This window comes from Streptomyces sp. NBC_00289, assembly GCF_041435115.1.
GTDB lineage: Bacteria > Actinomycetota > Actinomycetes > Streptomycetales > Streptomycetaceae > Streptomyces.
In genome coordinates this window covers 1-14,264 of record NZ_CP108047.1, presented here as the reverse complement: position 1 = coordinate 14,264, position 14,264 = coordinate 1, and the positions used below count along the sequence as shown (strand labels likewise).

The window sequence follows — 14,264 nt, the reverse complement described above, 5'->3', positions numbered from 1 at the left end:
CCGTCCAGTCGTCAGGTGAGCAGCGCCTGGACTTCAGCGAATGACATCGGAGGCTCGGGCGCGGGCAAGCCGGTGAACAGCCGGGCGCTGTCAAGTTGAGTGAGGGGCCTCGGGTCTGGCGAGGGGCGGATGAGGAGGAGGGCGATGTCGTCGTGGCGGGGGGCGGAGTGTTCGGCGTGGCGGATGAGGGTGTCGGCGAGGTCGTCCAGGTCCTGGGTCTGAGCCTGGGCGAGGTGCTGGGCGAGGGCGTGGGTGGTGTCGTCGATGTCGGTGCCGGGGGCTTCCACGAGTCCGTCGGTGTACAGGGCGAGTACGGCGCCGGGCGGGAGGTCGATCTTGGTGGTGGGGTAGTCGGCTTCAGGTTCGATGCCGAGCAGAAGGCCGGGGGGCAGGCGGAGGATTTCGGTTCGTCCGTCGGGGTGGCGGAGCAGGGGTGGGGGGTGTCCGGCGGTGGCGAGGGTTGCGCGGTGGTGGGTGGGGTCGAGCTGGGCGATCAGGCAGCTGGTGAACAGGCCGGGGTCGAGGTCGGTGAGAAGGCGGTTGGTGCGGGCGAGGAGGTCGCCGGGGGCGGTGCCGGTGGTGGCGTGGGCGTGGACGGCGGTGCGGACCTGTCCCATGAGGGCGGCTGCGGTGGGGTTGTGGCCCTGGACGTCGCCGATCACTGCCGTAGCGGTGGGGGTTGTGTGGATGAGGTCGTAGAAGTCGCCGCCGATGTCCGTGCCGTGCCCGGCGGGCAGATAGCGGGCGGCGGCGTCCAGGCCAGGAATGCGGGGCAGTACCGGGGGCAGCAGGCCGGTCTGGAGGGCGTGGGCGAGGGTGTGGGTGGCGTCGTAGAGGCGGGCGCGGTCCAGGGCCTGGGCGAGGAGCCCGGCCAGGGAGGTGAGGATGGCGCGTTCGGCAGGGGGGAAGGGCTGGGGCTGGTTGTAGGAGAGGGCGAGAGAGCCGATGCGGCGGCCGGAGGCGGTCAGGGGCAGGAAGGCCCAGGCGCCTCTGCCCTCATAGCGTGGCGCGCCGGGGTAGGCGCGCTGGAAGTCGGCGAAGGTAGGGAAGAAGGCCGGGGTGTTGGTGGCCAGGGCATGCGCGGTCGGAGTGGGGGCGGCCAGGGGCATTCCGTCGAAGCGGCTGACGAACTCGGCGCTGTAGCCGCGGTGCCCGATGATGTGCAGCCGGCCTTCCTCTGCGGTCATGAGGACCAGGCCCTGTGGGCCGAAGGCGGGCACGATTTGGTCGGCGACGAGATCGGCCACACTGTGGACGTCTACGGCCTCGGCGAGCGCGGCGGCCAGGTGCGTCAGGTGATAAAGCGCCACCGCACTGACCGTTTCTCGCGATGGTGCATTCTTGCGGGGTGGGATTTCCTGCTGCGCGGCGGGGGTGATGTGGACGCTGATGCCGCTGTCGCCGGGGTATAGCTGGAAGAGCAGCGGTGTGTCCGGGGGGCGCACAGCGGTGAATGAGGTCGGCTGGCGGGAGATCACTGCCGACCGGTAGCACTCTTCGAAGACGGGGGCGTGCAGCCACAGCAGTACCTCCCAGGGGCGGCTGCCCACGAGGGAGGTGGCGCCGGCGCCCATGAGTTCGGCACCGGCGGGGTTGATGTAGGTGAGCCGGCCGTCCAGGGCGAGGGCGCAGCAGCCGACCGGAAGGCGCTCGGTGAAACGGAGCGCGTCCATGGCCTGGGCGGGATCGGCCTCGTGCAGGGGTGCCGGCAGCAGCCGTGGCTCTGCGGGCGGCAGCAGCGGACGGCCGTCGCCGGCAGCCTGCTGAAGGAGGTCTGCCGCGTGCCGGCTGAATCTGGTGACCGTGTTGTGTTCATGCGGGCTGAGCTGCGGAGGGTGCCAGAGCGGCCACAGCAGTGCGATCCCGCCCCATGCAGAGGGGCCGCCATTGGCCAGCGGGGCGGCGGCAAGCATGAAGTCGTACGGCAGCACGAAGCCCAGCTGTGGGTATCGGCTGGCCACCTCCTCCCGGCTAGCCAGCCACACCAGACGCCGCTGCCGCACGGCGTCGCTGACCGGCGTCGAAGTGTCCATCAGGACGCGGGCCCAGGGCGCGGCCAGCCGCGGTGAGGCGCCGGACACCAGCGCCAGCCCCAGCACCCGCTCGCCGGGCGGCAGCAGATACAGCAGGCCGATCGATGCGCTGGTATCGCGCACCACATCAGTCATCAGGGCATCCAGACGCCCGGGACCGGACTCGATTCCAGGATTACCAGGCTGCTGCACGGATCTCACCCGGCCTTGCCAGCAGGCACGGTAGCTGTACGTGTGCGGCCGAAGCGGCCCCGAGCCGCCTCGGCACTGATGCCCAGGCTCGTGCCAATCTGTGCCCAACTGGCTCCGGTCTGCCGATCTGCCCACACTGCTGCCCTGATCATCCGGCTGGCCAGGTCCGGCACACGGACCACCGTGGCGCAGTGCCATCCCGCAGGCAGCACCCTCGGCGAGGCCGGCTGGGCCTGCCGGACAACGGCCAGTACCTGGAAGACCAGGTCTTCACCGGCCACAACCACCTCTTCCCGTGCCGAGGCCGCCTCCTGCCAGCGGCGCCGTGCACGCCAGGCCGCCTGCCGGTGCGCCGGCCGGCAGTACCGGCGGCCACGCGCCGCTGGCCCGGGGAACAGTGCCCCGCACCACTCACAACACACGTCACCCATAAACGGACAATACGCCCGCGGAGCTGTGACGGCATCCTTCAAAGCCGCCCGCACACAGTTCCGTCTTGGAGCATCGGACTGGCGCCGACTGGTGATCTTCCTTAGGGCGTTGTGTACGACAGCGGTTTCGGCTGGTCTGGAACGTGAGGAGAGCCGTACGGGTTGGATGGTTGTGAAGCGATCCTTGGCCCGTACGGCTCTCTCGCATCGTATCTGCACCGGCATCTCGAGGCGTCGACTCGGGGCGCTCATAGCCGAGTTGGCCGGCCCGTGGATGGCGCGGGAGGAGTCCCGGCTGGGCGAACGCCGAGGCCATGAGCGTCTGCGGGCAGAGGGCGGCGGGCCCAGCCATCAACTGGTCTTCACCGACCGGGTGATCGCGGCCCTGGTGATCCTGCGGTTCCAGCTTCCGCACGCCGTCCTCGCCGTCTTCTACGGAGTGGACCGCTCCACGGTCACGCGGGCCGTCCATGAGATCCGTCCGCTCCTGGCGGCGCGGGGCTTCGCGGTCCCCGGCGAGGCGGGACTGCGCCTGCACACGCTGGCCGATGTCTTCGCCTACGCCACCGCGAAGGGGGTTGAGCCGCGCCTGGACGGCACCGAGGTACGGGTTCGGCGTCCGAAGGCGGGGTCTCGCCGGTATTCCTCCAGGATTGAACGCTAGAGAAGCTGGCTCGTTGTTGCTGGACTGGGCGCGGCGGGTGCCTAGCGTGACGGGCTGTGTCTGTTGAGTATCTGTCCGATGATCAGGTCGCCCGGTACGGCCGGTTCGCTGAGGAGCCGTCCGCCCAGGAACTGGAGGAGTTCTTCCGGCTGGACAGCGTGGCACTGGAGGTGGCCGGGACGAAGCGCCGTCCGCACAATCGCCTTGGCTGGGCGGTGCAGTGGGGCACCGTGCGGATGCTCGGGACATTTGTGACTGCGCCGGCTGAGGTGCCGACCGGGATAGTGGACTTCGTTGCCGAACAGCTCTCTTGAAAATGACGTGCACACGGTTCGCGTTGGTGCAGTTCAAGCGGCCTCTTGGGGCGTGACGGTGACGTCGAGGCCGAGGGCTGTGAGTTGGGCGAGCAGGCGGCGGGTCTGGCGTTCCTTGCTGAGCCGGTTGGTGAAGTGGTCGGCGCCGAGGTCCTGGTAGGGGACGAGGTCGTGCAGGATGTGCCAGGCGGCGACCAGGATGGAATGTCCGACCGCGACGGTCGCCCGTTTCACGCCGCGGTGTGGCACAAGCCTTCTGAACTGCGCGCCGAGGTAGGTTCCCTTCGCGCGCGCGGCACTGGAGCCCGCCATGTACAGAGCGGTCTTGAGCCAGGTGTCGCCGTGGCGGGTCCGGCCGGACAGCCGCTTCCCGGCGGACTCGTTGTTACCCGGGCAGATCCCCGCCCAGGAGGCGAGGTGGCCGGCGGTGGCGAACCGGCCCATGTCCACCCCGGTCTCGGCAATGATCACCTGGGCGATGGTCAGACTGACCCCGGGGATCGTGATGAGCAGTTCGACCTGCTGTTGAAGCGGCTGCAACTGGCGGTTGATCTCCTGGCTCAGCTGCGTGATCCGGGCGTCGGCCTCGTCGATCGCCCGGAGCATCGCCGCGGCCATGAACGCGTGGTGGCCGGTAAAACTGTTGGCCAGCGCGTGGGTCAGCAGCGGGACCTTGCCCCGCATCCGGCCCAGCGCCAGCGCCGCGAGTACCTGCGGGTCGCGCTCCCCGGCGACCAGGGCGTCCAGCATCGCGCGGGCGGAGCGGCCGGTGATGTCGGACACCACCGAGCTGAGCTTGATCCCGGCGTCCTCAAGGAACATCGCGAGCCGGTTCACGTCCCTCGCCCGGTCGCGGACGGTCTCGGTGCGGTACCGGGTCAGGTCCCGCAGCTGCCGGATGTCGCGCGGGGGCACGAAGCTGGGCCGGACCAGGCCGTGCTCGACCAGGCGGCAGATCCACTGGCAGTCCTTCACGTCGGTCTTACGGCCCGGCACGGTCTTGATGTGCTGGGCATTGAGCAGCCACGGTTCGATGCCCTCGGTGGCCTCCAGCAGGTAGTACAGCGGTTTCCAGTACGACGCCGTGGCCTCCATGCCCACCCTGGCGATCTTGTTCTCCAGCAGCCAGTCCCGCAGTTCCAGCAGGCCGTCACTCATCGTGGAGAACGTGCGTACCTCACGGCGGGCCCGCTTGCCCGTCCCCGGCACGCGGATGCACACCTTGCAGTCCACCTTGCCCAGGTCGGCCCCGGCGCACCGCTCTTCGAACACGTCCATACCCGCCCCTGCCTTCCCGTCCGCTCGCGTGACGGTGCCCGCCCTTCCGGGGCCACAGGATTCGAAGAAGCTCTCTTGCGTGCTCGTGGCAACATCACTGGACTCCTGCGCTCGGCCCCCGCGTCCGACTTCGTTTCGGGCTCACAACTCGGCACCAAGCTCCATCGACGTCATCCGGACGGGCACCACCCCGGATTTTCCCGGCCGCGGGGCGGGCCCGCCAGGGCCCGGGATGACTTCGTTCTAAACCGCGCGGGAGAGCAGATGGTGCAGGCGGTGCGGGCCCCGCTCGCCGATCGCTTCGGCCAGGCTCCAGCAGTTGACGTCCTCGAGCTCCATCAGCATGCCCCGGGTCATCCGCGCGAACGTCTCCCGGGTCTCGGAGCGGGCGAAGCAGTCGGACAACGAGGCCAGCAAGGCCCCGAACGCCCTCTCGTGGCCTGTGTCGTCTACCGTGGCCGAAGCGGCCGTCTCCTTTTGATCTTGGGTCACACCAGGTCATGATCGGGGCGGCCGTCCACATGCCCGCACCCACCCCCATCACGGCGCTGACCATCACGATGAGCACAAGCAGGACTATCTACAGCTGCCGTATCAGGTGGGTGTGGCGCGGATGGTCGGTAGCACTGGGTAAACCGGTTTGTTCTGGTTCTCCAGAACAAACCGCGGCTGCCTGCCTGTGTGCGGGGGTAGGTTCCGGGGCCCGCGGCGGCGCTCACGTCTCGTCGGAGTGGGCGCTGGTGCCGACGGGGCTCCGGCTGGCGGCCAGCCAGGAGCGGGCGGGGCCGGCGGGAGTTGCCGTGTCCACGGTGAGGTGGAGGCGGGTGTCGCCGTCGAGGCCGGGATAGCTGCGCTGTTCCGCTCCGGCGAAGCAGTGGCGAAGCGCCTCCGCGACCGCTCGGGCGGCTTCGGGCGTGTGCGCGATGATCCGTACCTCGGCGTGCCCGAGCGAGGCCAGTGTGTGGGTCTCGATGTACTTCACGTGGGCGTGTTCCCTTCGGGGTGGGCGAGAAGCTGGCGGTAGCGGAACCGTGGCGCCTTTACCCGCTGCCCCCGGTCGGAGGAAGGCCCGTACCTCACCGGTCGTCTGGCAGGCGGGGAGGTCTCGGCAGGGGGTCGCTGAAGTGGTAGGCCGCGATCCGTGCGTCGTGCTGGGCGTTGAGCAGGTGGATCAGGCGCGTTCCGATGCCGGTCGCGAGGACCATCACCGCGATGATGACGAGGGTCTCCATGGAGCTCACCTCCAGCCGTTTCCGGGCTGCGGCAGGGCGCTTCGCCTCATCGGGTACCCGAAGGGGGACATGCAGGCCCCGCCCTCGCCCTCCCAGGTGGCTTCCCGGCGCACGGCATCACGGATGCCGCGCCCGATGACGGCTTCGTTGGTCATCAGGACGCCCGCGGTGAGGACGCTGCCCGGGATCGCGGCGGCGGCCATCAGGCGGGCCGCGGCGGTGGGTGCAGTCTCGGGCGGGATGACGAGAAGGTCCCAGCGGCCGACGGTGTAGGAGAGCAGGATGAGCTTGTCGGGGTCCTGTTCGGTGAACCAGCCCACGTGCAGCGTGCGCCCGTCCACAGCAACCGTGTGCGGGACGACAGGCCAGCGGGTGGGGTTCACGGTGACGCGGGTGATGCGCCCCCAGGGCTCCTGCAGGGCTGCGGCGAGCGGTGGGAGCTCGGCTTCGAGGTCGCGGGAGTAGGGCCACCAGGCCCCGTCCAGCTGGCCAGCGAGCGTGGTCTTCGGAGTGAGGGACAAGCGTGCCGGAAGCTCTGCGGCGAGGTCACGGGGCGCGGTCCGGTCGAAGGTCGTGGTCATGATGCGGACCTGCCCCCGGGCTGCCCGTCGACAGCCCGGTTTTTCGTGATCGCCGGAAATGACACCCGCGTGAAAGCCGGTGTGCGAAGTACTCCCGGTGGTTTCACTGTACGCCTGCTCGGCGGGCCATGACCGGCGTGACCAGGTATTTTCCGGCGGGCGGCGGGAGTATCGTGAAACGACGGCGGGCTCGTGCACGTCTCCGAACGGGCAACGGGCAACGGGCAACGGGCAACGGGCAACGGGCAACGGGCAACGGGCAACGGGCAACGGCGTCGGCGCCGAACTGCGACGGCGTACGGCCGCACCCCGAAGACGGGCGGACTCACATGGCTGACTCCGACATCCCTCACACGCCCCCACTGCTCCTGCCGGATGCGATCCACCAGGCGGTCAAACCGGGTACGGCCCTGCTGCGGCTGGAGACCACGCGGTCCCGGGAGGGCCTCCTGGACGGCGCGTGGTGGCCCCGCACGCGCAACATCGAGACCGAACTGCCCGCGCTGATCAGCGTGTTGACCGGGCATCTCGGGCCGATCACCCGGGTCAGCGTGGACGCATCCGCCTGGAACGGCCTCCCGACCCGCCTGGTCATCGACGACCAGGTAGTGCACCTCGACTCCGACCCGGTCGGCGACGACACCGTCCTCATCACCCGCGGCCACAACGACCACTTCGCCCTGCTGGTGGTTCCCCCGGACACCACCGCCGACGCCGCCCGCGAAGCGATGGCCCGCGCGGTCCACGCCGACAACATCACCCAGGCCGCTCAGATCCTCATCGCCACCACGCCCGAACCCGAGTAGGACCAGGTCGTTGGCCTGGGACTTCGCTGAACAGCGGATGGCGAGACCGGGTCCGACCGAGTGGTGGCACGCCGCGGGGGCGGACGCGACCATAGCGACGGGGCGCGCGGATGCCGCAACCGCCCGCTCCGCGACATCCGTCGCCACCGCACGCGAGAGCACCCGGGACTTCCTCGAACGTCTCGTCCATCCGATCGCACCCGAGGCGTAGAGGTACACGGCGTCCAGCTTGACCGCGTCGTTGTTGTAGAGCCCGACGTGGAGCCGGGGCCGCGCAGCTGCCGGCCGCGACCGCGCTGCAGCACCGGCTCCAGCGCACGTCCTGGTGCCGCCCGATCCCCGGCCGGCCCCGCCGCCATCAGAACGGAGGCTCCCCAGCCAGAGCCTCCGCGCCGCCAACGGCCTCAGCCGGCCGGACAGGACTCGCCGTGGCCCACGGATCATCCGGAGCCGTCTCACGGGACGGAACAGGGCGCGTGGTCCGGGTGATCGTGACCGTCGCGAACGTCATCGACGCCCCCACATCATCGACATCCAGCACCATCCGCGAACGCTTCTCTCCTTCCGGGGTCTCCCACCGGTCGGTCCGCAACCGCCCCGCCACCACCACCCGCGACCCCTTCGACACCGACCCCGCCAGATTCTCCGCCAGCTGCCGCCACGCACTGCAGTCCATGAACGTCGGCTCACCATCACGCCACGCGTTCGAATCCCGGTCGAACACCCGCGGAGTCGACGCCACCGTGAACCGCGCCACCGGCACCCCCGCAGACGTGAACCGCAACTCCGGATCATCCACAAGATTCCCAATCACCGTCAGCGGAAGCTCATTACGCATGCCAGAAACCCTCCCACACACCAGCCCCCGCCCCACTCCCCTTCTTCCGCGGGCCGTTCCGGGAGCGCGGCACCTGCCGGCGGTGCATGGGCCTGGTCGACTCAGCGTCCAGATGCACGTACTGCCTGCACTCCGAGAAAGACTGACAATCCCGCCGCACCCCGCGTGACGGCGAGGGCATCGGCGTCGTTGGACCGAAGCGCCCCCGCGAACTGGGCCCCGGGGATGTCATGGCTGATACCCCTCGGGGCCCGTCGCGTACGGGACGGGCCCGCACTGGCCCACTGCTGCCCGGCTCACCTTCCGGGCGGCTCGTCTGCCCGGAAGGTGAGCGCGGCCCCGCCGTCGCGCGAGGACCACCCCCCGGGGCGCCCGATCCCCTCGCCCGCCGCCCGGCCAAGCTGTCTCCCACCCCCACCCTTTCTCTTTCTTCCTGCTGAGGGGCGTGGTCCGGGGGCATAGAGGGGATGTCGGGCTGCCCACCACGACCGGAATGGCACGGTGACCTGCGTGGCTGTGGACCGAGCCCGCGAGCGCAGGGGCGGCTGTCGGAGGGGATGTCGGCGGGGTTGTCGGACTGGACGGGGGCGGTGTTGTCGCACCGTGACCGTGGTGGGGCCTTCACGGTGGGCCTTCCGGTGGGGGCCGCCTGCTGCGCTTCGTCGTACGCGCGACGCCGGGCAGGACGGCACCGCACCGTACGAGGCGGGAGCCGGCCGTGATCACCGACGTGGACGCGGGTGGGGGACCGGCTGGCGCTGGCAGTGCTGGCGCAGTACCGGATGACGACCACGGAACAGAAGCACCTGGTGATCGCGCCGGGGGTGCGGATGGGTCTGGCGCCACGGCCGGCAGTCATCTGCTGGTCCCGGATGTGCTGCTGCCCAAGGAGGGGCCGCGGTCGTGAGGGGGAGGGAGCTGCTCGGGCTGCGCATCGGTGTTCCGGTTGCGCAGTCTCCGTGGTGTCTGTGTGCGGAGTGCGCCGTGCCCGGGTGCGGATGCCGCGCACGGTGGTGGACAGAGGCGGGAAGTTACCGGCTCCCCTACCGTTCCCCCGACCAAGTCCCCTGCCGGGCCGTGGAGTAGCGTGCTCACGGTTTGCGCAGCTCAGCGCCCCTGGGTGAGGCGTTGGGGGCTGCCGGGTCGGTGTTGTGAGTGCGGGGTTCAGGGGCTGAGGGTGAGGGGTTGGGGTGGGTGGGTCGAAGACGTATCCGTACGGGTCGACGAGCGCGGTGCGCGCGCACGTCCTGGCGGCGCTGGGGGTGCTGAAGGTGGCGACGGCGGATCAGATGCACCGGCTGATGGCGCCCGGACACAAGGACAACAAGGCCTTCCGCAACGCGGCGTTGGACCTGGCGCGGCACGGCCTGGTGGTCTCTGAGGGCAGCGCGCGTGACGGCAACAAGATCTGGAACCTGACCCCGCTGGGTTTGGACGCCGCTGCCGAGGTACTGGGCCGGGCGGCGGGGGAGATGGGCGGCACAGCCCGGGGCGCGGCCCGCTCGGGTGCCGCGCACGCGATGGCGGTGAACGAGACAGTCATCGCGATCACCCGCACGCCCGCCGCGGCCACGCGCCCCGTGCCCCGCCAGACGCCCGGAGTGCCGGACCAATCACCGGCCCGCGGCGACGTGCCGCCGCCAAACCCAGCGGATGGGGTGCCGCAGATGCAGGGGCTGGGCTGGATCGGTTCCTGGTCGACCGAAGTCCCCCTCAGCCTGCCCGGCAGCAAGGCCGGCCGGGCCGGGGTGCGTGCGGACGCGGTCCTGCAGGCGCCGGAGGAGTTGCCGGTCCTGTTCGTGGAAGTCGACAACTGCACCGAGTCCGCCGCGATCCTGGCGGCGAAGTTCGAAAAGTACCTCCGCTACTTCCGGGCGAAGATCAAAAACTCGGTCGGTAAGGACATGCCGGCCTGGCGCGCCCTGTACCGGCCGTCGGGCCGGGATGGTCATCCGCCGGTCCTCATCGTCTTCAACCCCGGCACCCGGACCGGCCCGCAAGCGTTGAAGAACCGCATGAACACCGTCATGGAACTGACCCGCACCGCCTGGTCCGGCGACTACCACCCGGACCGCGGATACGGCGCGCAGGACAAGGACGGCTTCTACGACTACACCGACGCCATCCCGCTGCTGTTCACCACCCTGGACCGCCTGCAGGCTGACGGCCCACGCGGTGTGGTGTGGTGGCGGTGCGGCCACGGGCAGTGGGAAATCCTCCCCGCCGCTCTCGCCAACCCAGCCGACCACTCCGCCTGGCACGCCCGCGATGAGCAACGGCGCCTGCGTCACAAGGAAGCCGAAGAAGCCAGCCGGCAAGAGCATGCGCCACGCACGTCGGCCTGGCCCCCGACACCGGACCCGACACCGGACCTGGACCCGTGGCCCGACGAAACCGCCCCGGATCCTGTTCCCGCTCCGGTCCCGCCCTGTGAGCGGTGCGGGCTGCCGGTCACCGGCCAGGACGGGCAGGACGATGCCGTGTTCGACTCGCCGGAGGATGGCCGGCACTGTCCCACCTGCCGCAGCGACATCCGCCAGTACCCGACCCTGCGCGCCGCGCTCTTCGGACGCCGCCAGCGCAGCAAGTAGCCCGGTCCCGTCCAGAGCGCGGTCGGGGCCGGGCTACAGCTGAAAACTCGAGACCGGACAGCGGAAGCCGAGTTCTCAACCTCTCGCGCACCGGTCACACCGTGGGGGCATGAGACCGGTGCGCGCTGTCCTGTGCAACGACCCCTTGACGCCGCCGGACACGACGCGCGGCCCTGCACCACTCCGTCGCCGGGGACGGACCGCACGTGCACCCGCTCAAGCGCGCCCACACCTACACCCTCGAGAAGCGCGCAGCCGGCTGACGGCGTTGCCGCCCGTAACCGCGTGAGGAGCAACGCCACCCGCAAGGACGACCTGAAGCTGCGACCCGATGCCCTTCTCCGTCATGACCACCGCATTCCGAGTTCGTCGAGCTCGGTCCGACGTTCCGGGGCGAGTCTGGCCGCCCTGCGCCGCGTGTTGTCCAGCCACCCACCAAGCCGCAGTCCAACGACTTCACCGTCCTCACCCGTAACCTCTTCCACGTGCTTGCGTGGTACGCGCAGGTGGCCCTCGCGTGCATGGAACTGACGGGCGGCTGCGAGGTGGGTGGCCCACCGGTCCGCTTGAGTCTTACGCACCGGCTGCAGCTCACCCCCGCCCGCGGGCTCCACCCCCAGGACACTCTCCAGCAGCCACTGTTGCGTGGGCGCCAGCTTGTCCCATCCGACCCGCTGCGCGACCGTCCAGGCCCCGAGATCCTCGCCCTGCACGATCACCTCACCCGCCCGCACCGGCACAGTGCCGGCAGACCGCAGGTACATGAGCGTGAGGTGGAATCCACGCTGCCAGTCGATCCCCCACACCGGGCACCAGGCCGGATCGATCGCGTCCAACGCCTCCATGCGACTCTCCGACAGCTCTCCAGCCCACGACACGCCCACTTCCCCGGCAGCACGCCGCTCGGCGTTCTCACGAGTCTTCCGGGCGGCTGCACGCTGATTCTTAAGCCAGACCCCGATCGCCATGCCGTCGCCACCCCACACCGCGTTGGTGGGCGGCACCAGGTGCCCGTGCACCGCCGCGTAGTCCTGCGCCACCGCCAGCCCGTCCGTCCACGCGGTGTCCCACGCCGACCACACCATCCCCAGCCGCTCCAGCTCGGCGACGCGCCCGGCTTCCAGGGTGCCGGCGGCGTAGTAGCGCCGTACGTCCGCGATCCACCGCCCGAGCGGATACCCCCCCACCGCGCCCCACTCCTTTGGCGCGGTGAACACGTACGGCACCCGCAGTTCACCGCTACCGGTCTCGCGCAACCACCGCGTCGCCGCCTCGATGCCGCGCCGCCAGTACGCGCCCTCAGGATCGATGATCCGCAGCCGGACGAACTGCGCCAGCGCGAACGGATCACGTTCCTCGCTGAACCGCAGCACACCGGCCGCCGCTCCACTCACCCGCACGCCCCCCTCGCCGCGCTCCTGGCCGCCGTCCTCGCTCTCGAACCCGCCCTGCATCCCGTCCTGTTCGGCTGCCGGGCGGCCGCTGCGGATCCGAGGGTCCGCGAGCGCCTCGATCGCCTCCGCATCATGAGACCGCAACGCCCCGAGGATCTTCGCCAGGGTGCTCAAGGAATCCGACGTCAGCATTTCATTCGGATCCTCATCACGACCGAGGAACACCGGCACGATCAACGTGGCCAGTTTCCCCGCCCCCGGCTGCATACGCAGCGCCCGCCCCACCATTTGCACAATGTCAATCATCGACCCCCGCGCATCAGCGAAAAGCACAGCATCACACTGCGCCGTATCAACACCCTCACCGAGAACACGAACGGAAGACAAGACCCGCAACGCAGCCTGAACATCACGCCCCTCAAATTCCGGCCCTCCGAGGAAATCGGAGGCGAATTCGTCGAGCACCCGACGTCGATGCACAGGCGCATGCCCGCCGTACAGCCAGTCCGCCCACACCCGCTCCGCCGGCGGGAACGTGTCGGGGTCTTCCCCGGCAAGCCGGGCCGCAACCGCCGGCACCCCGGCCGCCATCGCCTCCGCCTCACCCACCCGACTATGGAAAGCCAGCACACGACAAAACCGCTCCTCAACAGCAGCCCGCATCAACCCAGCCTGAACCGCCGCCAGCCGAGCCCCCCTCACAGCAGCGGACCCGGTGTCCCCGCCCGTCAGCGCGGCATAGAGCTCCGGATCACGAATATCGAGACACAGCACCTGATACGGCGCCACCAGCCCCAGCCGGATCGCCTCCGACAACCGCAGCCTGTACGCCACCGGCCCGAAGACGGGCGAGTCCTCGTCCATACTCGCCACCAGACGAGGGCTGCCCCCCTCGGCCTCCCAGATACGCGCGGTGGCAGTCATGTAGAGCCGGCGCACCGCAGGAATCTGCTGCTGATCATGCACCGCAGCCCACGGCCGACCCGCATCACCACTCACCCGATGGGCCTCATCCACCACCACCAAGTCCCACACCGGCAGACCAGCCTCATGCGCACGCTGCAACACGCCCTGCCCGACCGAGGCATACGTCGCAAACACCGTCACCAGATCCGGCCCCGCCGTCCACGCCACCAACTCGCCGGGATCCGTCGTACACGGCACACCCTGACTCTCCTCAGCACGCAGAGAACACACCCCAACCATCGCCCCACGCCGACCACCACCACGCCACGCGCCGGCCATCTGCACCAGCAGATCCAACGTCGGCACCAAAACCAGCACCCGGCGAGCCGAAAGACGATTCGCAGACTCCACACCAATCAGCGTCTTACCGGACCCAGTCGCAGCAATTACCTGCGCCCGCAACCCCTCCGGCGGCATCCAACCACCCGGCGGCTCAGAGAGAACCCTCAGAACCGAATCAACGGCCTCAACCTGATGCGGACGCAACGTCACAGATGACATTCTTTCCTCCTTCTCCCGCTTCTTTCCACGAGGCGAATCGAGGGCTGCTCAGTTCAAGGAACTCAGATACTGGAATCCATCCAGTCCCTCACCGCTCCGACCCAAAATTACCTGGAGAGGCACCTACCTAACATCCCAGACTCTATCTACCCAGCAGAAGTGACGCACACCGTTGTTCGGAAGTGGGTGGAGATGTGACGAGTCGACCTAGAGTCAGCGGGTCAGAGACACAACCAACCCCTCCCCCCTTACTGCCGCCTTTCTGGCGCGCCCGGAGGGTGCGTCAGGTCCCGTACTGGACTGCGGAGCGAGCCGGTACGGGACTGATCCGGCGTCAGCCGGATCGCCGTATCGCGGAGCGATACGGCCAGGCAGAACGGAGTTCCGCCCTCCCGCGCGGAGCGCGGGAAGTGTCGCGTAGCGACACCGCGTCGCGTCTGCGG

12 protein-coding genes are annotated in these 14,264 nt (G+C 69.6%); 4 read left to right on the top strand and 8 right to left on the bottom strand.

All coding sequences use genetic code 11. The features are described 5' to 3' along the window. Positions 1-11: 11 nt before the first annotated feature. Entirely contained in the window at positions 12-2,168 is a 2,157-nt protein-coding gene (locus OG985_RS48840; RefSeq protein WP_331719033.1) for a SpoIIE family protein phosphatase, read from the bottom strand. A 672-nt stretch (positions 2,169-2,840) separates the two neighbouring features. Here OG985_RS48840 and OG985_RS48835 point away from each other — a divergent pair. Beyond that, positions 2,841-3,320, top strand: a complete 480-nt coding sequence (locus tag OG985_RS48835) for a transposase family protein (protein ID WP_371674742.1) — start codon at positions 2,841-2,843, stop codon at positions 3,318-3,320. Between the two features lie 56 nt (positions 3,321-3,376). Then, a complete protein-coding gene (locus tag OG985_RS48830) occupies positions 3,377-3,634 on the top strand; it encodes a DUF4158 domain-containing protein (protein WP_331719031.1) in 258 nt (85 codons plus the stop codon). A 33-nt stretch (positions 3,635-3,667) separates the two neighbouring features. Here the strand turns inward: OG985_RS48830 and OG985_RS48825 are convergent, their stop codons facing one another. The 5 genes from OG985_RS48825 to OG985_RS48805 all read right to left on the bottom strand — a co-directional run bounded on the left by OG985_RS48825 (position 3,668) and on the right by OG985_RS48805 (position 6,725). Next, entirely contained in the window at positions 3,668-4,912 is a 1,245-nt protein-coding gene (locus OG985_RS48825; RefSeq protein ID WP_331719030.1) for an IS110 family transposase, read from the bottom strand. Between the two features lie 243 nt (positions 4,913-5,155). Beyond that, positions 5,156-5,404: a hypothetical protein gene (locus tag OG985_RS48820; RefSeq protein WP_371674741.1), complete on the bottom strand. Its 249-nt coding sequence runs from the start codon at positions 5,402-5,404 to the stop codon at positions 5,156-5,158. Between the two features lie 223 nt (positions 5,405-5,627). Continuing rightward, entirely contained in the window at positions 5,628-5,894 is a 267-nt protein-coding gene (locus OG985_RS48815) for a hypothetical protein (RefSeq protein WP_331719028.1), read from the bottom strand. Between the two features lie 94 nt (positions 5,895-5,988). Next, the gene (locus OG985_RS48810; RefSeq protein WP_331719027.1) at positions 5,989-6,144 is read right to left on the bottom strand and encodes a hypothetical protein; all 156 of its coding nucleotides are present in this window, start codon (positions 6,142-6,144) and stop codon (positions 5,989-5,991) included. A 5-nt stretch (positions 6,145-6,149) separates the two neighbouring features. Then, on the bottom strand, positions 6,150-6,725 hold the full coding sequence (locus OG985_RS48805) for a DUF5994 family protein (protein WP_331719026.1): 576 nt from the start codon (positions 6,723-6,725) through the stop codon (positions 6,150-6,152). A 329-nt stretch (positions 6,726-7,054) separates the two neighbouring features. Here OG985_RS48805 and OG985_RS48800 point away from each other — a divergent pair, with 329 nt between their 5' ends. Further along, positions 7,055-7,531 (top strand): DUF5994 family protein, encoded by a 477-nt coding sequence (locus OG985_RS48800; protein ID WP_331719025.1) that lies wholly within the window; start codon positions 7,055-7,057, stop codon positions 7,529-7,531. Positions 7,532-7,889: 358 nt separating this feature from the next. Here the strand turns inward: OG985_RS48800 and ssb are convergent, their stop codons facing one another. Next, on the bottom strand, positions 7,890-8,369 hold the full coding sequence (ssb, locus tag OG985_RS48795) for a single-stranded DNA-binding protein (RefSeq protein ID WP_331719024.1): 480 nt from the start codon (positions 8,367-8,369) through the stop codon (positions 7,890-7,892). Between the two features lie 1,190 nt (positions 8,370-9,559). On the opposite strand from ssb, the gene OG985_RS48790 reads away from it, so the two are divergent. Further along, positions 9,560-10,960, top strand: coding sequence for a replication-relaxation family protein (locus tag OG985_RS48790; protein WP_331719023.1), 1,401 nt, complete (start codon positions 9,560-9,562; stop codon positions 10,958-10,960). A 344-nt stretch (positions 10,961-11,304) separates the two neighbouring features. Here the strand turns inward: OG985_RS48790 and OG985_RS48785 are convergent, their stop codons facing one another. Beyond that, positions 11,305-13,821 (bottom strand): Helicase associated domain protein, encoded by a 2,517-nt coding sequence (locus OG985_RS48785; RefSeq protein WP_331719022.1) that lies wholly within the window; start codon positions 13,819-13,821, stop codon positions 11,305-11,307. Positions 13,822-14,264: the final 443 nt, after the last annotated feature.

What these genes read in the sequence shown, in the direction of transcription:
- OG985_RS48805 (WP_331719026.1), bottom strand. Translation starts at nt 6,725, where the DNA reads ATGACCACGACCTTCGACCGGACCGCGCCCCGTGACCTCGCCGCAGAG.
- OG985_RS48825 (WP_331719030.1), bottom strand. Translation starts at nt 4,912, where the DNA reads ATGGACGTGTTCGAAGAGCGGTGCGCCGGGGCCGACCTGGGCAAGGTG.
- OG985_RS48800 (WP_331719025.1), top strand. Translation starts at nt 7,055, where the DNA reads ATGGCTGACTCCGACATCCCTCACACGCCCCCACTGCTCCTGCCGGAT.
- OG985_RS48810 (WP_331719027.1), bottom strand. Translation starts at nt 6,144, where the DNA reads ATGGAGACCCTCGTCATCATCGCGGTGATGGTCCTCGCGACCGGCATC.
- ssb (WP_331719024.1), bottom strand. Translation starts at nt 8,369, where the DNA reads ATGCGTAATGAGCTTCCGCTGACGGTGATTGGGAATCTTGTGGATGAT.
- OG985_RS48785 (WP_331719022.1), bottom strand. Translation starts at nt 13,821, where the DNA reads ATGTCATCTGTGACGTTGCGTCCGCATCAGGTTGAGGCCGTTGATTCG.
- OG985_RS48840 (WP_331719033.1), bottom strand. Translation starts at nt 2,168, where the DNA reads ATGACTGATGTGGTGCGCGATACCAGCGCATCGATCGGCCTGCTGTAT.